The organism is Marinibaculum pumilum, assembly GCF_042646425.1.
Lineage (GTDB): Bacteria > Pseudomonadota > Alphaproteobacteria > Ferrovibrionales > Ferrovibrionaceae > Marinibaculum > Marinibaculum pumilum.
Genome location: NZ_JBHRTR010000009.1, coordinates 20,605 through 42,616, shown reverse-complemented (window position 1 = coordinate 42,616; position 22,012 = coordinate 20,605). Strand labels below are relative to the sequence as shown.

At 71.0% G+C, this 22,012-nt stretch carries 15 protein-coding genes; 11 read left to right on the top strand and 4 right to left on the bottom strand.

Features of this window, described 5'->3' with window-relative positions; translation table 11 throughout:
- The first annotated feature begins 2 nt into the window (after positions 1-2).
- The 6 genes from ACFOGJ_RS03195 (at position 3) to ACFOGJ_RS03170 (ending at position 5,702) form a co-directional block, all read left to right on the top strand.
- The gene (locus ACFOGJ_RS03195; RefSeq protein ID WP_379898081.1) at positions 3-920 is read left to right on the top strand and encodes a diguanylate cyclase domain-containing protein; all 918 of its coding nucleotides are present in this window, start codon (positions 3-5) and stop codon (positions 918-920) included.
- Positions 921-1,143: 223 nt separating this feature from the next.
- On the top strand, positions 1,144-1,428 hold the full coding sequence (locus tag ACFOGJ_RS03190; RefSeq protein WP_379898079.1) for a winged helix-turn-helix transcriptional regulator: 285 nt from the start codon (positions 1,144-1,146) through the stop codon (positions 1,426-1,428).
- A gap of 93 nt (positions 1,429-1,521) precedes the next feature.
- On the top strand, positions 1,522-2,301 hold the full coding sequence (locus ACFOGJ_RS03185) for a phosphoadenylyl-sulfate reductase (RefSeq protein WP_379898077.1): 780 nt from the start codon (positions 1,522-1,524) through the stop codon (positions 2,299-2,301).
- 52 nt (positions 2,302-2,353) lie between these two features.
- Positions 2,354-3,148 carry a sulfate adenylyltransferase subunit CysD gene (gene cysD / locus ACFOGJ_RS03180; protein WP_379898075.1) on the top strand — a complete coding sequence of 265 codons (795 nt, stop codon included), beginning with the start codon at positions 2,354-2,356 and terminating at the stop codon, positions 3,146-3,148.
- 7 nt (positions 3,149-3,155) lie between these two features.
- Positions 3,156-5,042: an adenylyl-sulfate kinase gene (gene cysC, locus ACFOGJ_RS03175; protein ID WP_379898074.1), complete on the top strand. Its 1,887-nt coding sequence runs from the start codon at positions 3,156-3,158 to the stop codon at positions 5,040-5,042.
- A gap of 138 nt (positions 5,043-5,180) precedes the next feature.
- Positions 5,181-5,702, top strand: coding sequence for a DUF2061 domain-containing protein (locus tag ACFOGJ_RS03170; protein WP_379898073.1), 522 nt, complete (start codon positions 5,181-5,183; stop codon positions 5,700-5,702).
- A gap of 25 nt (positions 5,703-5,727) precedes the next feature.
- Here the strand turns inward: ACFOGJ_RS03170 and ACFOGJ_RS03165 are convergent, their stop codons facing one another.
- Complete coding sequence (locus ACFOGJ_RS03165; RefSeq protein ID WP_379898071.1) at positions 5,728-6,975, bottom strand: molybdopterin molybdotransferase MoeA; 1,248 nt, start codon at positions 6,973-6,975, stop codon at positions 5,728-5,730.
- 126 nt (positions 6,976-7,101) lie between these two features.
- Between ACFOGJ_RS03165 and ACFOGJ_RS03160 the strand changes: the two genes are divergently transcribed.
- Complete coding sequence (locus ACFOGJ_RS03160; protein WP_449288570.1) at positions 7,102-8,703, top strand: GMC family oxidoreductase; 1,602 nt, start codon at positions 7,102-7,104, stop codon at positions 8,701-8,703.
- Positions 8,704-9,279 (top strand): STM3941 family protein, encoded by a 576-nt coding sequence (locus ACFOGJ_RS03155; protein WP_379898069.1) that lies wholly within the window; start codon positions 8,704-8,706, stop codon positions 9,277-9,279. It abuts the gene before it with no gap.
- Here the strand turns inward: ACFOGJ_RS03155 and ACFOGJ_RS03150 are convergent.
- Entirely contained in the window at positions 9,261-10,475 is a 1,215-nt protein-coding gene (locus ACFOGJ_RS03150; protein ID WP_379898068.1) for an NAD(P)/FAD-dependent oxidoreductase, read from the bottom strand. The two genes, ACFOGJ_RS03155 and ACFOGJ_RS03150, sit on opposite strands and share 19 nt — an antisense overlap.
- Positions 10,472-11,038, bottom strand: a complete 567-nt coding sequence (locus tag ACFOGJ_RS03145; RefSeq protein ID WP_379898067.1) for an RrF2 family transcriptional regulator — start codon at positions 11,036-11,038, stop codon at positions 10,472-10,474. Before ACFOGJ_RS03145 ends, ACFOGJ_RS03150 begins: the two co-directional genes overlap by 4 nt.
- A 119-nt stretch (positions 11,039-11,157) precedes the next feature.
- On the opposite strand from ACFOGJ_RS03145, the gene ACFOGJ_RS03140 reads away from it, so the two are divergent.
- Positions 11,158-12,120, top strand: coding sequence for a D-2-hydroxyacid dehydrogenase family protein (locus ACFOGJ_RS03140; RefSeq protein ID WP_379898066.1), 963 nt, complete (start codon positions 11,158-11,160; stop codon positions 12,118-12,120).
- A 409-nt stretch (positions 12,121-12,529) separates the two neighbouring features.
- Here ACFOGJ_RS03140 and ACFOGJ_RS03135 read toward each other — a convergent pair whose 3' ends face one another.
- The gene (locus ACFOGJ_RS03135) at positions 12,530-15,871 is read right to left on the bottom strand and encodes a hypothetical protein (protein WP_379898064.1); all 3,342 of its coding nucleotides are present in this window, start codon (positions 15,869-15,871) and stop codon (positions 12,530-12,532) included.
- A 2,517-nt stretch (positions 15,872-18,388) separates the two neighbouring features.
- Here ACFOGJ_RS03135 and ACFOGJ_RS03130 point away from each other — a divergent pair.
- Entirely contained in the window at positions 18,389-20,338 is a 1,950-nt protein-coding gene (locus tag ACFOGJ_RS03130) for a ribonucleoside-diphosphate reductase subunit alpha (protein ID WP_379898063.1), read from the top strand.
- Positions 20,339-20,661: 323 nt separating this feature from the next.
- The gene (locus ACFOGJ_RS03125; RefSeq protein ID WP_379898062.1) at positions 20,662-21,621 is read left to right on the top strand and encodes a ribonucleotide-diphosphate reductase subunit beta; all 960 of its coding nucleotides are present in this window, start codon (positions 20,662-20,664) and stop codon (positions 21,619-21,621) included.
- Positions 21,622-22,012 lie beyond the last annotated feature (391 nt).

Here is a 22,012-nt window from a genome sequence, read left to right as displayed (position 1 = left end):
CGATGAAGGAACCGGACCTCGGACAGCCCGAGAGCCTCGCCGACATCGACGCGGAGGTGTTGCAGCTGGTCCTGGACCAGCTGCCGATCGGCCTGGCGGTCTATGGCCCGGACCGGCGGCTGAAGCTCTGGAACGTCCTGGCGCTGCGCATCCTGAACCTGCCGGCGGATCTGATCGCCTATGACATGCCGTTCGCGCATGTCGCGCGCTATGTCGCCGAACGCGGCGGCTATGGCCCGGGCGATCCGCAGGCCCTGGCGGCCGCGCGGGCCGATTTCGCCTTTTCCCAGGCCTATCACCGCACGGAGTTCCGCGACGAAAGCGGCGGCGCCTGGGAGTCCGTCGGCCGCCGGCTGGACGATGGCAGCCTGATCTTCACCTACGCCGATGTCAGCGAGCGGCGCGCCCGCGAACAGTGGGTGAAGGACCTCGTCTATCGCGACCAGCTGACAGGGCTTGCCAACCGGAGGGGCTTCTTCAGGGCGTTGGAGGCGCAGCTGGACCAGGGCCGACCCTTTGCGGTCGCGATCGCCGATCTGGACCGCTTCAAGACGGTCAACGACAGCCACGGCCATGCCGCGGGCGATGCGCTTCTGGCCGCTGTCGCCGAGCGTATGGCGCAGCGGCTGGAAGAGGGCGACATGCTGGCCCGCCTGGGCGGGGACGAGTTCGGCCTCCTGCTCGCGGCTCGGCGCTCCCTGCGCGACCTGACACCGCTGCTGGACGGGCTGCGGCAGGCCTGCGCCGAGCCCTTTGCGCTTTCCCCCTTTGCGCCTTCCCGGGGGGAGGTGGTGCGGATTGCCGTGTCGATCGGCCTGGCGCACCATCCCGCCGACGGTGGCACGGTCGGCGACCTGCTGCGGCAGGCCGACAGGCGCATGTACGCCGACAAGCAGCGGAACAGGCGCGCGGCCCCATGAAGGCCGGGCTCCGGCAGCGAACTGCCGGGCGGGATGCCGGCTGGCCGGGTGCCGCTCGCAGCCTGCGTGGGCGGCCGCGCCGATTGGGGAGGCCAACCTGAGCAAGAGCGACGACAAGACGGTCGGGGACAAGGCAGGGGGGACGGACGGCACCGGTCGCATCTCCCGCCGCACGCCGCGCCCGGGACAGGCCGTCCGCGGCAGCCGGACCGGCCGGCCGCTGATGGCCGCCATGGACCTGCTGGGCCGCCGCTGGACCCTGCGCATCGTCTGGGAGCTGTCCCAGGCGCCGGCCGGCTTTCGCGACCTGCAGGCGCGCTGCGGCGGGATGTCCGCCAGCGTGCTGTCCACACGCCTGCGGGAACTGCAGGAGGCGGGGCTGGCCGAACCGGCCCGGAAGGAAGGATGGGCGCTCACCCCGCTGGGGGCGGACCTGGTGCATGCCCTGATGCCGCTCGCCGGCTGGGCGGAGCGCTGGGCCGGCAGCCTCGGAACAGGAGATGCCTAATTCACACATATTTTTCGTATGAATTAAGATCATTTGAAAGCATGGTGTAAAATTCGAACTCTCACATGTGAGTTCGGAAATTGAGGCGACACCATGTCACCGATATCGACCGCCATCGCCAGCCCGCCCGCCGCCCGGCAGGACAGGACCGCCGCGCCACAGTCGCGCATGACCGCGGAAGCGCGGGCTGCAACACTGTCGGACCGCGTTGCCGGCAAGCCGGCGGATGCGGTTCTGCGTGACGCCATCGCGGCCACCGCTCCCGGCCGCATCGCGATGGTCACCTCATTCGGTGCGGACTCCGCCGTTCTCCTGCACATCGCCGCGTCCGTGGATCCCGCCCTGCCGGTGATCTTCCTGGATACCGGCAAGCTGTTCGGGGAGACCCTGCGCTATCGCGATGCGCTGGTGGCGCGGCTGGGCCTGACCGACGTGCGCAGCATCGAACCCGATGCCGCCGACCTGAAGGCGGAGGATCCCGACGGCATCCTCTGGGCCGGCCGGCCGGACCGCTGCTGCTATGTCCGCAAGGTACTGCCGCTGCAGCGCGCACTGGATGGCATCGACACCTGGATCACCGGCCGCAAGCGCTTCCAGGGTGGCGAGCGCAGCCGCCTGGCGGTGGTCGAAAGCCTGGACGGCCGGGTCAAGGTCAATCCCCTGGCCCACTGGTCGCAGGACGATATCGCCGCCTATTTCGACCGCCACGACCTGCCGCAGCATCCGCTGAAGGCCGACGGCTACCTGTCGATCGGCTGCATGCCCTGTACCGACCGCGCCAGCGACCCGGGCGACGCCCGCTCCGGCCGCTGGGCCGGCCAGGCCAAGACCGAATGCGGCATCCACCTCGCCATGCCCGCCCCCGCCCGCTGAGCGGCCGACAGCCACCGCCATCCCGCAAGACCCACTCCCGACGGATATCCCCATGGACCATCTCGACCGCCTGGAACACGAGAGCATCTACATCCTGCGCGAAGCGGTGCACCGCTTCGAGAAGCCGGCGATGCTCTGGTCGCTGGGCAAGGATTCCAACGTCATGTTCTGGCTCGCCCGGAAGGCCTTCCTGGGCGAGATTCCCTTCCCGCTGGTGCACCTGGACACCGGGCTGGAATTCCCGGAGGTCTATGCCTTCCGCGACCAGTACCGCGACGAATGGCGGCTCAACCTGATCGCCGACGACTGCCCGCCGATCGAGGCGGTCGACCAGGACCTGCCGCCGGACAGCCGGGTCGCCGCGCGCAAGACCCTGGGGCTGAAGCAGGCCATCGCCCGCTACGAATTCGACGCCATCATCGCCGGCATCCGCCGCGACGAGCAGGCGACCCGCGCCAAGGAGCGGGTGTTCAGCCCGCGCGCCGACGACGGCTCCTGGGACGTGAAGGAACAGCCGCCGGAGTTCTGGAACCACTACAACCTGGACACCCCGCCCGGCATCCATGTCCGCGTGCATCCGCTGCTGCAATGGACCGAGGTGGATATCTGGCGCTACATCCAGCGCGAGAACATCCCGATCGTGCCGCTCTACTTCGCGAAGGACGGCAAGCGCTTCCGCTCGCTCGGCGAGATCGGCATCACCAAGCCGATCGACAGCGACGCCGCCGATATCGACGCAATCATCGCCGAGCTGCAGACCACCCGCGCGCCGGAACGCGCCGGGCGCACCATGGACCACGAGGCGGAGAACGCCTTCGAGCGCCTGCGCTCCAGCGGCTATATGTGAGGACAGCATGACCGGCACACCGAGCACCGACGGCATCTATCCCGTCGTCATCCTGGGCCATGTCGACCATGGCAAGTCCACCCTGATCGGCCGCCTGCTGCACGACACCGGCCGCCTGCCCGACGGCAAGCTGGCGGAGCTGGAAGCGGCGGCGAAGCGGCGCGGCGCGGCACTGGAATGGGCCCATGTCACCGACGCCCTGCAGCTGGAGCGCGACCAGGGCATCACCGTCGACACCACCCGGATCTGGTTCCCGACCGCGGCGCGCACCTACCAGATCATCGACGCGCCCGGCCATGCGGAATTCCTGCGCAACGCGGTGACCGGCGCGGCGGCGGCGGAGGCGGCAATCCTGCTGGTCGACATCGCCCGCGGGCTGGAGGCGCAGACCCGGCGCCACGCCTATCTGGCGCGGCTGCTGGGCATCCGCCGCCTGATCGTCGCGGTCAACAAGATGGACCTGGTGGACTATGCCTCGGCCCGCTACACCCAGGTGACCACGGAACTGGAGGGCTATCTGTCGGAGATCGGCCTGGAGGCCGACTTCATGGTGCCGATCTCGGCCCGTCACGGCGACGGGGTGGCGGCGCCCTCCGCCGACATGCGCTGGTGGACCGGCCCGACCCTGCTGCAGGCGCTGGACGCCCTGCCCGATACCGCGGCCCCGCGGGAGCGGGCGCTGCGACTGCCGGTGCAGGACATCTACCGCCGCGACGACAAGCGGATCCTGGTCGGCCGGATCGAGGCCGGGCGGGTGCGGGTCGGCGACACCGTCGACATCGCGCCGGGCGGCCAGCAGGCCAAGGTCGCCGGGCTGGAGACCTGGAACGGCGCCGTGCAGCTGGCCGCGACGGCCGGCGAGTCGGTCGCGCTGACCCTGGACAAGCCGGTCTTCGTGGAGCGCGGCCATGTCCTGGTGGCGCCCGCCGCCCCGGCGGCGCAGTCCCATGCCGTCGCGGTGCGCCTGTTCTGGCTGGACCGGACGCCGCTGAAGCCGGGCGACCGGCTGACCTTCAAGCATCTGACCGCCAGCTATCCGGTGACGGTGGAGGCGATCCGCCACCTGGTGGACGTGGAGACCCTGGCCGAGCAGCCGGCCGACGAGGTGCCGCAGAACGCCGTCGCCGACCTGGTGCTGCGCAGCACCCGGCCGATCGTCTTCGACGCCCATGACGAGGATGCGGTGACCGGCCGCGGCGTGCTGGTGCGCGACTACCGGGTCGCCGGCGGCTGCCTGCTGCTGGAAGGCGCCGATACGGTGAAGGCGCAGAACATCACGGCGGTCTCCACCTCCGTCGGCCCGGCGGAGCGCGCCGCGGCGAACGGCCATCTGGGCGGCGTGATCTGGCTGACCGGCCTGTCCGGTGCCGGCAAGTCGACCCTGGCGATGGGCGCGCAGTCGCTGCTCTTCTCCCGCGGCTGGCAGGTCACCGTGCTGGACGGCGACAATCTGCGCCATGGCCTGAACCGCGACCTGGGCTTCTCGGCCGAGGAGCGGGCGGAGAATATCCGCCGCACCGCCGAGGTGGCGAAGCTGTTCGCGGATTCGGGCATGATCGTGGTCGTCTCCCTGATCTCCCCCGCCCGCGCCGACCGCGCCGCCGCCCGCGAGGTCGCCGGCGCCCATTTCCGCGAGGTGCATGTCCGCGCCGACCTGTCGGTCTGCGAGGCGCGCGACCCCAAGGGCCTCTATGCCAAGGCCCGCGCCGGCCAGATCCCGAACTTCACCGGGGTCAGCGCCCCCTACGAGGAACCGGAGGCGCCGGACCTGGTGATCGATACCGGCCGCGACAGCGTTGAGGCCGCGCTGGCCCGGCTGGTCGACCATGTCGACCAGCAGTTCGGCCGCGGCACCGCTTCGCTCCGCCTGACCGGCGGCATCGCCGCCGGCTAGCCGTCACCGGCTGTACCGCTTCGCACGGCCGCAGCCGGGGCCGGTTCGCTATCCAGAATGCCCTCGATCGGGGTAGATTGGTTCTCTTGCCCGTCCGGCATGGCCGGCGCCGGCACTTTGTGGACATGAGAGGGTGACATGCTTCTCGATGCCGCCCTGGCACCGATGCTCGTGCGTCGGGAGAGCCGCAGCCGCTCGCTGCTGAAGACATTGACCTGGCGGGTCACGGCCACCGCCGACACCTTCGCGATCAGCTGGGTCGTGACCGGCAATCTGGTCTTTGCCGGCTCGATCGCCAGCGTCGAGGTGGCGACGAAGATGGTGCTCTACTACGTCCATGAGCGCGGCTGGTCCCACGTGCCCTGGGGCTGGGTGACCGAGACCATCCATGGCGGCAAGGCCGGGCATGCCGGCAAGGCGGGGGATGGCGACAAGGCGGGGGATGGCGACAAGGCAGGGAATGGCGATCATCCCGCCGCCGATCGGTCTGCGCATCAGGACGAGGCTTCGGCCGCCAGCCGGCGGCTGGAGGAGGTTCCGGCGCAGTCCCCTTCCGCAAAGCCGGACGCGACCGCCGGTCCCGTACCGGCAGAGCCGGCCGCCCCGCCGCCGGAGCCGTTCCGGCGGGAATTCCGCCAGGTCGCGGGCGGCAAGCAATAGCCCCCGGCGCCACCGGAACCGCGCCTCACCCCGTCCCGAACAGCTCCGCGAAGCTGTGGAACCGCACCGGCGTGCCGGCCGGTGCCGCCGCCAGGTCGCCGGCGACTTCCGCCAGCCCGTCGGCGGCGAGCAGCGGCGCCAGCCGCGCGCTGCCGCCCGGTCCCAGCACCTGCAGGCGTGGCGGGCCCTCGCCCTGCGCCGGGACCAGCGCCACCGGCAGGAAGTCGGTGCGGCCGGGCCGGCGCGACACCGCCTCCGCCAGCAGCGCCCTCCGGCCTGGCGGCCGGACCGCCGGCTGGCCTGAGAGCCGGCGCAGCACCAGTCCGCCAAACAGCACGGCGCCGACAAAGGCGGCGTAGGGATTGCCCGGCAGGCCGAGCAGGACAGCTGCGCCGAGCCTGCCGAGACCGAGCGGCTTGCCCGGCTTCATCGCCACCTGCAGGGCCGCCCATTCGCCCTCCAGCCGCGCCACCGCCTCCGGCAGGTGATCGGTTTCCCCCACCGACATGCCGCCCGAGGTGACCACCAGGTCGGCCCAGCCGGCGGCTTCGGCCAGCGCGGCCTGCAGCCGCTCCGGCTGGTCCGGCTGGATGCCCAGGTCGCGCGCCTCGATCCAGGGACGGGCCAGCAGGGCCGCCAGCATCGGCCGGTTGCTGTCGCGCGCGGCCGGGATGCCGGCCGCCGCCGGCGCGCCGGGCGGCAGCAGTTCGTTGCCGCAGGACAGATAGGCGACCCGCACCCGGCGGCGCACCTCCAGCGCGCCGATATCGGCGGCCGCGGCGGCGGCCAGATGCCGGGCGTCGAGCAGACTGCCGGCCGTCAGCAGCGCCTCGCCGGGGCGCATATCCTCCCCCGCCCGGCGCAGGTTTCCGCCGGCGGCGGCGGCCGTGCCGATCCGCACCGCCGGGGTGCCGTCCGGCAGGGTCACGGCCGCACAGGCCTCCTGCATCACCACCGAATCGGCACCGTCCGGGATCGGCGCCCCTGTGAAGATCCGTGCGGCCCGGCCCGGGGCCAGCGGCGCCGGCCGGCTGCCCGGCAGCGACAGGTCGGTGCAGGGCAGCACAACCGGCGCTTCGGCGCCGTCGGCGGCGCGCAGCGCATAGCCATCGACAGCGGCATGATCGAAGGCCGGATAGGGGCCGGCGGCCGGACTGTCGGTGGCGAGGATCCGGCCCGGCGCCGCCGGCAAAGCGACCCGTTCCGTCCCCTCCACGGGGGACGCCAGCGCCAGGGCGGCCTCGAATGCGGTATCGACGGGGACCGGTGCCATCAGGCCGGGTCTGCCACGCGGATCCGCCGGCCGGCCGCCCCCTCGCCTGCCGCGAGGTTCGTGCTAGGCTCCGCGCCGGATACCGATGCAGCGGGAGGAGGCAAGGTGACGGAAAGCTGGGAGGACATGGGCGACGGCTTCGATTGGGTGATCGTCGGGGCGGGCACGGCCGGCTGCCTGCTGGCGAACCGGCTGTCGGCGGACCCGTCCAACAAGGTGCTGCTCCTGGAGGCCGGGGGCAAGGACGACTGGATCTGGATCCATGTCCCGATCGGCTATCTGTACACCATGAACAACCCCCGCACCGACTGGTGCTTCACGACGGAGGAGGAGGCCGGCCTGGGCGGCCGCGCCCTGACCTACCCGCGCGGGCGCACCCTGGGCGGCTGTTCCTCCATCAACGGCATGATCTACATGCGCGGCCAGGCGCGCGACTATGACGGCTGGCGCCAGCTCGGCAACGAGGGCTGGGGCTGGGACGACGTGCTGCCCTATTTCCTGCGGCATGAGGACCAGGCCCGCGGCGCCGATGCGATGCATGGCGCCGGCGGCGAGCTGCGGGTGGAGGATCTGCGCCTGAGCTGGGAGATCCTGGACGCCTTCCGCGACGCGGCGGAACAGGCCGGGATCCCGAAGACCGACGATTTCAACCGCGGCGACAATGAGGGCTGCGGCTATTTCCAGGTGCACCAGAAGCGCGGCGTGCGCTGGAGCGCGGCGAAGGCCTTCCTGCGCCCGGCCGCGATGCGGCCCAACCTGACCATCCTGACGGAGGCGGAAGCCGCCGGCATCGAGATCGCCGATGGCCGCGCCACTGCGCTGCGCTTCCGCCATGCCGGCGTGCCGAAGCGCGTCGTGGCACGGCGGGAGATCGTGCTGTCCGCCGGCGCCATCGGCTCGCCGCAGCTGCTGCAGGTCTCCGGCATCGGCGACCCGGCGCTGCTGGCCGAACACGGGATCCCGGTGGCGCAGGCCCTGCCCGGGGTGGGGGAGAACCTGCAGGACCATCTGCAGATCCGCTGCGTCTACAAGGTAAGCGGCACCCGCACCCTGAACCTCAGGGCCAATTCGCTGATCGGCAAGGCGGGCATGGGGCTGCAATACTTCCTCGCCCGGCGCGGCCCCCTGACCATGGCCCCCAGCCAGCTGGGCTGCTTCGCCCGCAGCGACGAACGGCGGGAGACCGCGAACCTGGAATATCATGTGCAGCCCCTCTCCACCGACAAGCTGGGGGAAGCGCTGCATCCGTTCGAGGCCTTCACCGCCTCGGTCTGCAACCTGCGGCCCGAGAGCCGCGGCCATGTCCGCATCCGCAGCGCCGATGCCCGCGAAAAACCGTCGATCCGGCCGAACTACCTTTCCGACCCGGCGGACCGGCAGGTCGCCGCCGACGCGATCCGCCTGACCCGCCGCATCGTCGGACAGCCAGCCCTGCAGAAGTTCAAGCCGGAGGAGTTCCGCCCCGGCGACGAGGTGCAGGGGGAGGCGGAGCTGGCGGAGGCGGCCGGCCGTATCGGCACGACGATCTTCCACCCCGTCGGCACCTGCCGCATGGGCGATGACGACATGGCCGTGGTCGATGCCCGGCTGCGGGTGCGCGGGATCGCCGGCCTGCGGGTGGCCGACGCCTCGGTGATGCCGCGCATCACCTCCGGCAACACCAACGCGCCGACGACGATGATCGCGGAGAAGGCCGCGGCGATGATCCTGGAGGATGCGAAGCGGTAGGTGACGGCCGGGCCAGACGCCGCATCCGGCGCCGCGACGGCGCCGTTCCGACAGGATCCGGCGGCCGGCCGCGACGCGGGGCCGTGCAGGGCCGACCGCAGCCGCACGACCCTCATCCTGGGGATGGCCGGCTGCCTGGCTTTCGTGGTGCTGGGGGCCGTCCTTCTGCTGCCGGTCCCGGTGATCGGCATCCCCGCGCTGCTGTTCTTCGGCTATGGCTTCTTCGCCCTGCTGCGCGCCTGGCAGGACCCGGGGCCGGCGCTGGCCTTCGACACCGACGGTCTGCGCCTCTACGCGTCGCGGCCGGAGCTGCCGCCGATCCCCTGGGACGGGATCCGCGAATTGCGCCGGATCTCGCTACGCGGCAACCGCTTCGTCCTGGTCATCGTCGACGACCCCGCCCCCTTCATGCCGCCGGCCGGCCCGGTGCAGCGGCTGCTGCGCCGTGCCAATGCCGCCTTTGGCAGCCCGCTGCAGATTTCCGCCAACGGCATCCGCGGCAATTTCGACGCCCTCGTCGCCGAACTGGAACGGCGGCGGGCGGCGGCAATCGAAGCTCAGCGCCGCCACGTATAGTCGACATCGGCCATTTCCATGACGGCGTCCATCGCCGGCGGCGGCGGATAGATCACCTCGGTGTTGATTCGGCGCTTCAGCGCCTTCGCCTCCGCGCCGTTCATCGCCACCTCCCGCGTCCAGCCGCGGGTCAGCACCGCACCGGACCGGCCCAGGTCCAGGCAGGTGACATAGTCCGGCTGGCGATAGGGCCGCAGCTCCAGGCCCAGCAGGTCGCAGGCAGCGTTGCGGCCGGCGAAGCGGCCCATGCGCAGCGCATGCTGGCAGGACATCAGGGCGGTGTTGCCGGCCTCGTCCAGCTCCGCCCGCGCGGCATCGCCGGCGGCGAAGACGGCCGGCGCCTCGGGCAGGCGCAGCTCCGGCGCCACCACGATGCGGCCGGTCGCGTCGCGCGGCCCCTTCAGTCCCGGCCAGGGCATGGCCGCCGCCATGCCGGTCGCCGCGATCACGGTGGCGGCGGGCAGCATCGTTCCGTCGTCCAGCAGCGCCGCCCGGTCCGTCACCTCCGCCACCTGGCGGCCCAGGTGAAGCTGCACACCGGCCGCCTGCAGGGCCTCCAGGATCACCGGCCGCGGATTGGCGCCCAGCTCCGGCCCGACCTCCGCGCTGCGCTCCACCAGATGAATTGCCGCCGCCTGCGCTGCCGCTGCGCCGGCATGGGCGGCGATCCGGTCGCGCAGCTCCAGCGCCATCTCGATCCCGGTGAAGCCGCCGCCGACGACCACGAAGCCGCCATGTTCCGCATCTGCCGGCGCAGCGGCAAGGGCGGCCAGATGCCTGTCCAGCTTCAGCGCCCCATGATGGCTGTCGACGTCGAAGCCGTGTTCCGCCAGTCCCGGCACCGGCGGCAAGGTCATGCGGCTGCCCGTGGCGACCACCAGCCGGTCGAACGGCAGTTCTGCCGCTTCCCCCGCCCCGTCGCGATAGCGGAGCCGGCCGCCCGCACCCTCCGCCACCGCATCCTCCGCAGCACCGGCAACGAAGCGGATGCCGGCTGCCTGCAGCAGCGGTCGCAGGTCCTCCCGCAGCTTGGCCGGGTCGCGTTCGTAGAGCCGTGGCCGCATCACCAGCCAGGGCTCCGGCGACAGCAGGGTCACAGGCAGTTCCGCGCCGGCCAGCTTCGCCTCGCGCACCGCCGCCAAAGCCGCCCACAGGCCGGCGAAGCCGCCGCCCGCCACAACCAGTCCGCCCGTCATCCCGCATCCTTTCCTGCCCTGCCCGCCCGCCGATTGCCCCGGCGGGCGGCACGCTCCGCGAACCAGGCCCGCGCCTGTCGCTCGAATTCGGCCGGCACCTTCGGCGCCAGCCCGGCGGCCAGGTCGGCCAGGCTGGTCGCCCCGAGCACCTGCCGCATCTGCCGTTCCGCCTGCAGCATCACCGCATGGATGCCGCAGGTGCCGGAAGTGGCCCAGGCCGGGGGGGCATCCGCATAGAGGATGCAGCGGTGCCGCACGTCCTGGCAGTCGAACAGCTTCCTGCCGCCCTCCAGCGCGTCCACCACGTCCAGCACGCTGATCTCCGCGGCCGGCCGCGCCAGTTCGAAGCCGCCGCCTGCACCTTCCGTGGCACGCACCAGCCCCGCCTTCTCCAGCCGGGTGAAGGTCTTCGCCAGGTAGCTGGGGGAGACGCCCTGATACGCGGCCAGGTCCCCTGCGGAAGGTGGCAGGGTGGCGCCGTCCGCCCCCGCCCCGCCCGGCATCCGCACCAGCAGCAGCAGGCAGTGCAGCCCGTATTCGACATTGGCTCCGTAGAGCGCCATTCGATAACTCCGACTCTGTAAGTCGTAGTTATAATCCACCATGTCGCGAAGGATGCAAGCCCCGGTGGCCGCCTGTACCCTGCGCGCCGCGAAAACCGGGAAGATGTGGGGGAAGTGCCTTGCTGCGCTGTGCCGTTCTCGACGACTACCAGGATGTCAGCCGGACGATGGCGGACTGGTCGGCGATCGCCGACCGGGTCGCGGTCACCGTGTTCACCGAACCGATGACCGACCGCCTGGCCCTGCCCAAGGTGCTGGAGCCGTTCGACATCGTGGTGGCGATGCGGGAGCGCACGCCGTTCGACCAGGCCCTGTTCGCGAAGCTGCACCGGCTGAAGCTGCTGGTCACCACCGGCATGCGCAACGCCGCCATCGACCTCGATGCCGCCGCGACGGCGGGAGTCACGGTGTGCGGCACGGAGGGCTATGCCAGTTCCACGGCGGAACTGACCTGGGGCCTGATCCTGGCCCTGATGCGCCGCATCCCGCAGGAGAATGCCCTGTTCCACGACGGCGGCCGCTGGCAGACGACCTTGGGCCGCGACCTGCGCGGCCTGAAGCTGGGCATCATCGGCTATGGCAAGCTGGGCGCCCGGGTCGCCCGCTTCGGCCAGGCCTTCGAGATGCAGGTCGGCGCCTGGAGCCGTTCCCTCACCCCGGAACGCGCAGCCGAGGCGGGCATCGGCCACTACCCGGAGCTGGACGCACTGCTCGCCGATGTCGACGTGGCCAGCATCCACCTGGTCCTGAACGACGATACCCGCAACCTGATCGGCGCCCGCGAACTGGGCCTGATGAAGCCGTCGGCGGTGCTGGCCAACACTTCCCGCGGGCCGATCGTGGAGGAACAGGCCCTGGTCGCCGCCCTGCGCGAGAAGCGCATTGCCGGCGCCGCGCTGGACGTGTACGACCGCGAGCCCCTGCCGCCCCGGCACCGCCTGCGTGGCCTCGAAAACCTCGTGGCCACGCCGCACCTGGGCTATGTCACGGAGAACACCTACCGCATCTTCTACGGCCAGGCGGTGGAGGATATCGCCGCCTGGCTCGACGGTGCGCCAGTGCGGGTGCTGGCAGGGGCGTAGAGGGCGGTCGGCGCCGGTCCGGCCGAAGCGGCGCCGACACCGTCGACGCCGCCAACCCCAGAGCCGTCATCCTCGGCCCCCGAGCCTACGGGATTCACATATCTCTTCTCTTCGACACGCCTCCCTGCTGCCGTCGCCCTCGGGCTTGACCCGAGGGGCCTGACGGGACAGGGAGGCCGCGCAGCTTCGCCGCCTTGCCACGATCCTCGGCTCGGGGGCCGAGGATGACGGCAAAAAGGGAGGACCGCAGGGCTGATTTGGCTCCCTGACGAGATGTGTGAATGCCGTAGGCCCCCGAGCCGAGGATCCCGGTGCCGGCGTCAAGGTCGCACCGTCTTGCAGCGGCACCGTGCCGTCGCGACCCTCGGGTCGGGCCCGAGGATGACGGGGAAGCCGGAGAAACCGCCTCCTACGCCTCCGCCCGCGCCCCGGCCTTGCCCACGCTTTCGCGCAGCAGCAGGTAGACCTTGCCGATGTCCGACGAGATGAAGGCGGAGCTCAGCAGTTCCTCGTGCTCGGCGGAGCGGGCCTGGGCGAGCAGGTCGCCGAAGCCTTTCAGGTACTTGTCGACGAAGCGCTTGAACTCCGGGTCGCTCTCGTAGTTGCGCCGGATCGCCGCCACGTCGCGCTTGTCCAGCAGGCGGCGCGCGAACAGGCCGCGCTCGCCCTTGTAGTAGCGCCGCCACAGATCCTCCGTCAGGTCGCGATCCAGCACCCGCGCCAGGTCGATGGAGATGTCGTTCAGGCTCTCGGTGACGAAGGCTGCGGTGCGCAGGAAGTCGCCCGACGACAGCTCCTTCGCCGCCTGGCGCAGCTCCTCGGTGCGGCCGCTGGCGCGCTCAGAGGCGGCCTCGATCTCGCCCGCCCGCGCAAGCAGCGCGTCGGCGGTGTCCTTCGCGTTCTCCAGGGTGCGATTGGCCAGGTCGGACAGCTGGTTGATATGGCCGTCCAGTTCCTCGTTGACCGAATAGAGCGCCTGCACCGCGGCGTCAGACCGCTCCGCCAGCGAGCGCTGGGTGTCGGAGAAGCGCGCCGCCGCCGCCTCCGCCCGCTCCGCGACGGAGCTGCCGGCCTCCTCCAGCCCGCGGGCCGCCTTGCGCAGGGTCTCCACCGTGCCGTCGGCCGCATTGCGTGCGGCACCGGCGGCCTGGTTGACCTCCGAGGCGCTGCGCCGCAGCGCCTCGTTGGCGGAGGTCATGGAGTGGATCGCCTCGCCGGTCGCGCGCTGGACTTCGCCGGCACCGCCGGCCATCGCGCTGCGCAGGCTCTCCATCCGCACCGCCGCCTTGTCGGCGTTGCGGGCGATGCTCTCCGCATGATGCTCCAGATTGTCGCCGATCTCGCCGGTCCGGTTCGCCGCGACATTGGCGGCCTGCTCCAGCAGGGCGGCGCGGCCCTGCAGGGTCTCGCCGATCGCCGCGGCCTGCACCGCCAGCCGCGCGGCCAGCTGGTTCAGGCTGTCCATCTGCTTCTGCGCGGCATCGCGCAGGGTGACGATCTCCCCCGCCGCGGCGCCGGCGGAGGACTTCATCTCCGCCAGCTCGCGCCGCGCGCTCTCGCCTGCGCCCTGCAGCTGGTGCTCGACCCGCTCGGTCGTCTCGCCCAGCGCCTCGGTCTCGCCGCGCGCCTCCTCGCCCGCTTCCTTCAGGCTGCGCAGGCGGCGCAGCAGGATCTCGCCCAGCCCGTCCAGCGCATCGCCCAGCTCGCCGGCGATCGCCTGCAGCTCCTGCGTCTGCTGGCGGGCGAACTCGCCGGTCTGCCGGGTCTGCACCGCGGTACGCTCCGCGCTCTCGCCCATGGTGGCGACCTGCTGGCGGGCGACCTCGCCCACATGCTGCAGGCGTTCCGCCACCCGCTGCGCCGCGGTCTGCAGCTCGCCGGTCTCCTTCAGGGCGGAATCGCCCACCTCCCGCAGGCCCATCGAGATCCGCTCGACCGCGGATTCCAGGCCGTCGACCCGCTGGCCGGTACCGTTCAGCACATGCTCCAGGTGCTGCGCGGCGCCGTTTACCACCGCCTCGATGGTGTCGCTGCCCTCCTTCAGGGCGGCGGCGGCGTCCGCCGCCTTCTGGACCGCGGCGGCGGTGGCATTGTCGACCCCTGAGGTCGCCGCCTGCAGGGTGGCCTGCAGGCTGCCGGCCAGGCGGCCGGTCTCGCCGGTCAGGCGGGTCAGCTCGGCCACCCGCTCGCCCAGCGCGCTGGCCAGCTGGGCGACCCGGTTGTCCATCCGGTCGCCGGCCTGGTCCAGGGCGCGGGTATGGCCGGAGATGCTCTCGCCGAACGCCTCGGCGCGGTCGTTCAGCCGGTCGGCGGCACTGGACAGGGCGGAGCTCTCGCGGCGGAAGCTCTGCGCCGCCTCGCTCAGCACCCGGTCGCTCTCGCGGCCGACCCGCTCCAGCGCGCCGCGCTGCTCCTCCAGCATGCGGCCCAGCCCCTCGATGCTGGCGGTGGCGGCGCGGCCCGCCTGCTGGATCGTCTCCGCATGCGACAGCAGCGACTGTGCCGACAGGTCGGCGGACTCGCTGTGTTCGCGCAGACCGGCGCCCAGCTCCTCCAGCTGCGCATTGGCCGCAACCAGGCCCGCCTTGAAGCTCTCGCTCTCCTTGCGCACCACGTCGCCGGTCTGCCGCAGGCGGGTCAGCAGGGCCGCCCCCATGCCGTCGGCATCGTCCTTGTAGCGCTTGATCGCGGCCACCGCCTGTTCCACCCGGCGGACGGAACTATCGGAGGCCTCGCCGATCGCGCGCGCCTCCGTCGCCATCGCGTTGGAGGCCTGGCGGACGAAGCCGACCGCCTTGTCGGCGGCGCCCTCCAGGTCGCCAGCGGAAATCTCGATGGCGCCACCGATGGAACGGAACGCCTGCTGCGACCGCGACAGCGCGCCGTCCAGCGCCTTCAGCTTGCGGTCCAGCTCCGCGCTCACCGCCTCGGCGGCGTTGCGCGCCTCTTCCGAGGCCTGGCGCAGTTCCGCCCCCTGCGCACCCGACAGGTCCGCCAGTTTGGCGTTGTGGGCGGCGATGTCGGTGACCAGCAGGCGCAGGCTCTCCGACTGCTCCGACACCAGCCGCCGGGTGCCGTCCATCTCCCGGCCCAGATCGTCGCTGACCGCGCGCAGCGCATCGCCGCTGGCCACGATCCCCTCATGCAGGGCGTCGGCCTCGGCACGGATGCGGTCGGTCAGACCCTCCATGCGCGCGCCCTGTTCCTCGACCGCACGATACAGCGCGGCGACCCGGCGCTCCGCTTCCGGCGTCGGGCCGTCCAGGCGTGCCATCAGGTCCAGCAGGGCGCGGCCGCGGGCGGAGGATTCGCGGCCGTTGATCAGCACCGCGATGAACATCCACAGGAAGGCGAGCGGCGCGGCGATGCCGGCCAGGAAGCTGCCGATCTCGCCCGGCAGCAGGAAGAAGAAGTTGTCCCAGCCGACCGCGGTGTCGACATAGGTCCAGGCAACCGCCAGCCAGGCCAGGCTCAGCACGATGCCGAGGGCGACCAGCAGGCGGCGCAGGCCGCGATGGCCGCTTGTCGCCTGCGCCAGCGCCGCCCGCTGCGCCGCCTCCGCCATGTCGAGCCGGCCGCCGGACTGAGAGATGGCCGCCGGCGCTGCGCTCGGCTGCGTGGCTTCCGGCGCCGCCTTGGCCCGGCTGCCGGCCCCCATGTCGCGGCCCCCGGCCGGCTGCGTGCCGCCGTCCGGCTGCTGCCCGCCGCGCCTTGATGCGCGGGCCGCCGCCGTCGCCGCGGCGGCCGTCATCGTGGCGGGTCCAGCGCCGGTGCCGGTTCTCTCTCCGGCTTCATCCGGCCGGACGCGCCCGCCATCCGCCGCTTCCGCCGCGGCGGTCGCCCTGCCACCCGTATCCGGGTCCGCCTGCGCATCCGACTTCCGGACGCTGCCGGTTCCCCACCAATACTGTTCCGTCTGTTCGCCTGGCCTGATGTAGGGGGAATCCGTCCGCGTCTGCGCGCCTGCCGGACCGTCATCGCCCCCGCCGAGGGACGGCGCGGGCTTCTGCCAGGCATCTCCGCCCGCCCGGCCTTCGTCCTTGCGGCTTTCGTCCTTGCGGCCTGCTTCGTTCCGGGCGCCGTCCTGCCGGGCTTCGCTCTTGCCTGCCTCGTCCGTTCCGGGCTCGGCCATTGCCGTCCCGGTCCGCCCAGCGCTGTCCGTGGTGGTGCCAGAGGATTTGCCCGAGTAACTGCCGGGGGAACTTGCGCCGGTGCGCGCGGGCGGCGTGAAGGATGCCGATCGCGCCAGGCTCGACAGGGCCGCGCTGCCCAGGAGCGGCCGCTCCGCCGCGGCACGGTCGCGGGCGTCCGCCTGGCTGTCCTGCGGCCCGTCCGTCTCCTGCCCCCCGGCATCTGGCCGGGCATCCATCCCTTCCGCGACCGGCGCCGTCCTGTCCGGCGCCGTACCCGGCCCGGCGGTGGAAGCCGAGGTCGGCGACACCAGCGGCGTTGCCGGAGAGGAAGAACCCGGTGAAGACGATGCCGGGGAAGTCGATGACGGGGAAGTCGATGACGGGGAAGTCGATGACGGGGCCGCGGCAGTGGGACGGCCCGCGCCGATGGTCGGCAGGCGCCGACCGGCCACCTTCAGCGACGGGGCGTCTTCCTGTCGGGCACGGTCCGTGTCAGCGGCCGGCCCGCCTCCCGCGGCCACCGCGCCCCCCGGCGAGGTGCCGGCCTGCCGGGCGCCCGGGAACGATGTGCCGCCGTCTGTCGCCGCAGGGCCGGCAGGTGGCGCCTCGCCGCTGAGCCGCCGCAGCGCCTCCCGCGATACGGTATCGCCCCAAACGGCCTGACTGTCAGATGCGGCCCGGCTATCGGATGCGGCCGGGCGGTCCGCGGCGGCGGATGCCTCGTCGCGCTGCGACAACGCCTGCTGGGATCCGTCCTGTGGAACGTCATCCCGGCCCGGCGCCTTGTGCGACCGTGACGCCTCCTGTGCCTTTGCCGCCTTGCGGTCGCCACGGCGCATGAAGCCGAACAGGCCGCGCCCCTTGCGGCCGGACGATGCCGCGGAACCGGCCTCTTCCGACCCGGCGGCAGCGGTTCCGCCACCCGCTGTACTGTCAGCTTCGCTGCCCGCCTCCGACGGTCCGTCGGCATAGGGCGTGCCGCGCAGGGCCGGGCGGATCACCGCGCCGGAGGCGTCCAGCTGCCGGTCCGGTGTCCCGTTGCGACCCGCGGTGCGCCAGTCGAGCGGCTCCTGGTCTACCGGGCCTTGCGCCTTGCCGCCGCCGCCGGCGGCCGCTGTCTGCCCGCCGCCCGGAGCGGGCCCTTTCGAAGCGCTGCCGGCCTCGCCGGTCTTTTCCGTAGCGGCCTTGTCCGCAATGGCGTCCCCCTGTGCGCCGTCCGCCGAGGCACCCTCGCTGGTGGCCGCATCCTTCGTGCCTGCGTCCCCGGCTGCCTCTTCGGCCGGGTCATCGCCCGCCGGGGTGCTGCCGCTCCCGCTGGCGCCGGCAGTGTCACCGTCCCCGCCGGCCGATGACCCGGCAGTGTCCGGCTTCCCTGCCGCCTCCGTCGTACCATCGGCCGAAGCGGTCGCTTCCCGCTCCCCCCCGGGCCTGGCCGCGTCGGCCTCCGCTGCGTCGGGGTCGCGGATGATCGTGGCCGTCGCGGCGGCCGAAGCCGGTTTCTCCGTCTCTGCCGACATGACGCCCCTGCCCTCCACTCAGCCTGTTTTGCTTGTCTGTCTGCGGCGCATGGCCTGCGCATCCTTCAGCCGCCGGCGGAGCGACGGTCGCCCGCAGGCGCCTGCCTGCGATCGCCAGCGCCCGGGCGGCCAGGCCGCGGCATTTTCGACCAGGAGAGAACCTTGTCCGGGAGCAGCCTGCCCGTGCCGCCCCCCGGGGCTACGCACCCGCCGGCCGCCGGCGTGCGGGCCCCAACGCCGGTACCCTGCGCCTCAACGGCCCGACCGGACGGACGCCACCCGGCAAGGTTCCGTCCCGGATTCCATCCGGCGGGTCCCGGCACGGCCGGGGCGAACCGGCCGGAAACATGGCGATTCACTTGAATCATGTTTGCCGCCTGTTCGGCTGGGGGTCAATTGTCCCGGCACGCCCCGCCGCCACGGCCGGGCCCTTGCGAATCCCCGCCTGACGTTCGACCGCCTCACCTGTTTCCCATCAACGATCATACATCTTGTTGACGCCGGATGATATGAAGATACCATATCTAGGTTCCTCAAGGGGACAGCAGCAAAACAACCGAGGCGGGCAGGCGCATCCGGCGCCACCACCGCCGAAGCGTAGTGAAGGGGGCCGGTCGCGTGCGGGATGTCGTCCAGACGAAGAATGGCGGACGGGTGGAGATCGAGCGGTCGCGCGATTCGCTGCTGACCGATTTCGGCAAGGCGACCCTGGAGGACCGCTACCTTCTGCCGGGCGAAAGCTACCAGGACATGTTCGCGCGGGTCGCCAGCTACTATGCCGACGACGATGCCCATGCGCAGCGGCTGTACAACTACATCTCCAAGCTGTGGTTCATGCCCGCCACCCCGGTGCTGTCGAACGGCGGCACCGATCGCGGCCTGCCGATCTCCTGCTTCCTGAACGAGGCGAGCGACAGCCTGGAAGGCATTGTCGGCCTGTGGAACGAGAATGTCTGGCTGGCCTCCAAGGGCGGCGGCATCGGCAGCTATTGGGGCAATCTCCGCGGCATCGGCGAGAAGGTCGGCAAGAACGGCAAGACCTCCGGCGTGGTGCCCTTCATCCGGGTGATGGACAGCCTGACCCTGGCAATCTCGCAGGGGTCGCTGCGGCGCGGCTCGGCCGCCGTCTACCTGCCGATCGACCATCCGGAGATCGAGGAATTCATCGAACTGCGCCGGCCGACCGGCGGCGACCCGAACCGCAAGGCACTGAACCTGCACCACGGCGTGCTGGTCTCCGACGCCTTCATGCGCGCGGTGGAGGCGGACGAGGAATGGGCCCTGGTCAGCCCGCTGGACGGCACCGTGCAGAAGCGGCTGCCGGCGCGGCAGCTGTGGATCCGCCTTCTGACGGCACGGATCGAGACCGGCGAGCCCTATCTGGTGTTCATCGACCGGGTGAACGCGGCAATGCCGGAGCATCACAAGCTGGCCGGCCTGTCGGTGAAGACCTCCAACCTGTGCAGCGAGATCACCCTGCCGACCGGCCGCGACCATCTGGGCAACGACCGTACCGCGGTCTGCTGCCTGTCCTCGCTGAACGTCGAGTTCTTCCACGAATGGCGGGAGCATCCGCTGTTCATCGAGGACTGCCTGCGCTTCCTGGACAATGTGCTGGAGGATTTCATCCGCAAGGCGCCGGAGAGCATGAAGAAGGCGGCCTATGCCGCGATGCGGGAGCGCAGCGTCGGCCTCGGCGTGATGGGCTTCCATTCCTTCCTGCAGGCCAACGGCGTGCCGTTCGAGGGGGTGATGGCGAAGGTCTGGAACAAGACCGTCTTCCGCCATATCCGGGAGGCGGCCGACGAGGCCTCCCGCACCCTGGCGGCGGAACGCGGCCCCTGCCCGGACGCCGCCGACTACGGCATCCACGAGCGTTTCTCCAACAAGCTGGCGATCGCGCCGACGGCGTCGATCTCCATCATCTGCGGGGGCGCCAGCCCCGGGGTGGAGCCGATCGCGGGCAATGCCTTCACCCACAAGACCCTCTCCGGCTCCTTCATGGTGCGCAACAAGTACCTGGCGAAGCTGCTGGCGGAACATGGCCGCAACGACGAGGCCACCTGGGGCTCGATCATCGCCAACGAGGGCTCGGTCCGGCACCTGGACTTCCTCAGCGACGAGGAGAAGGACGTCTTCAAGACCGCCTTCGAACTCGACCAGCGCTGGGTCGTCGAGCTGGCCGCAGACCGCTCGCCGATGATCTGCCAGGCGCAGAGCCTGAACGTCTTCCTGCCGGCGGACGTGCACAAGCGGGACCTGCACCAGATCCACTTCCAGGCCTGGAAGAAGGGTGTGAAGAGCCTCTACTACTGCCGCTCCATGTCGATCCAGCGCGCCGACAAGGTCGCCGCCCAGTCTGTCGAAAGTCAGGCCGTCGACGTGCCGGCCCTGAACGCCGTCCCCTTCGCGGGGCGGATCAACGATACGGAAACGCCGCTGCCGCCGGTCGCGTTGGCGGCCGTGCCGCGGGTGAAGGTCACAGGAAGAGGCGAAGCCCTCAGGACAGAACCCACCGGCAGTGCGTACCAGTCGAACGATTACGAGGAGTGCCTGGCATGCCAGTAGACCCGGCTTGGCTGCGGGTCCGGGTATGCGGGCGGCAAGGCGCCCCTTCCAAGGGCTTCTGACGGGGCTGCCAGAAAGAAGCAGTCTGACCTCGTCGGGAGGACCGGCCCGTAACGTCCCCTGTCGGGCCGGCCATTAACTTCTCCTCCCTCTCCAACTCGGGCGGCGCCACAGTATCGGCGCCCCCCTTTTCTGTGCGGAATCCGGTCCGCCGGGATTTCTCCGCGCATTGGCGAATCGCAAGCCCTTGAGGCTTGCCCGCCCCGACCTCACTACATATAGTGATCGGCAAGCACCTCACCCCACAATCTGGGAGCGGAACCATGTCGCTGCTCGACGCCAGCCCGGTCTACAAGCCCTTCGCCTATCCCTGGGCCTACGATTCCTGGCTGACCCAGCAGCGCATCCACTGGCTGCCGGAAGAGGTACCGCTGGCCGACGATGTGAAGGACTGGAACCGCAACCTCACCGACAATGAGCGGCACCTGCTGACCCAGATCTTCCGCTTCTTCGTGCAGGCGGATGTCGAGGTGAACAACTGCTATATGCGGCACTATTCGCGGGTCTTCCAGCCGACCGAGGTGCAGATGATGCTGGCCGCCTTCTCCAACATGGAGACGGTGCATATCGCCGCCTATTCGCACCTGCTGGACACGATCGGCATGCCCGAGGCGGAGTATTCCGCCTTCCTGCGTTACCAGGTGCTGAAGGACAAGTACGACTATATGCAGCAGTTCGGGGTGGAGACCCCGCGCGAGATCGCCACCACCCTGGCGGTGTTCGGCGGCTTCACCGAGGGGGTGCAGCTGTTCGCCTCTTTCGCGATCCTGCTGAACTTCCCGCGCTTCAACAAGATGAAGGGGATGGGCCAGATCATCTCCTGGTCGGTGCGCGACGAGAGCCTGCACACCGCCTCCATCATCCGGCTGTTCCGCACCTTCATCGCCGAGAACCCGGAGGTCTGGGACGACGAGTTGCGGCGCGACATCTATCGCGCCTGCACCACCATCGTGGACCATGAGGACAGCTTCATCGACATGGCCTTCGGCCTGGGCGGGGTAGAGGGGCTGACGGCGGAAGAGGTGAAGGCCTATATCCGCTACACCGCCGACCGCCGGCTGGCGCAGCTCGGCCTGCAGCCGATCTTCCGCATCGACCAGAACCCCCTGCCCTGGCTGGAGGCGATGCTGAACGGCGTGGAGCATGCCAACTTCTTCGAAAGCCGCGCCACCGAATACAGCCGCGCGGCCACCCGCGGCACCTGGGACGAGGCGTTCGACTGACCGGTTCGGCGGGGCTCACGAACGTCGCCTTCGGCTCAAGGCCTGGAACGACGAACGCGGCAGTCTCCCTCGCGGTGCCACCACCTTTGCCGTCATCCTCGGGCTCGACCCGAGGATCGTGACGGACCGCTGCCACCACGCGACGGCGCCACTTCGCCGCGGCTCTGCATCGTCGTGATCCTCGGCTCGGGGACCTACGGCATTCACACATCTCGTCAGGGGATCGGATACGGCCCCTGCCGCCATGCATCTAGCGGTGGCGGGAAATGGACAGGTCGTTGCTGCCTGTTCGTCATCCTCGCCCTCGAGGCGAGGATCCATTCCGCAAGCCGCGCGGCCCCGCTAAGCCTGCGGAATGGATTCCATGGTCAAGCCATGGAATGACGACCTT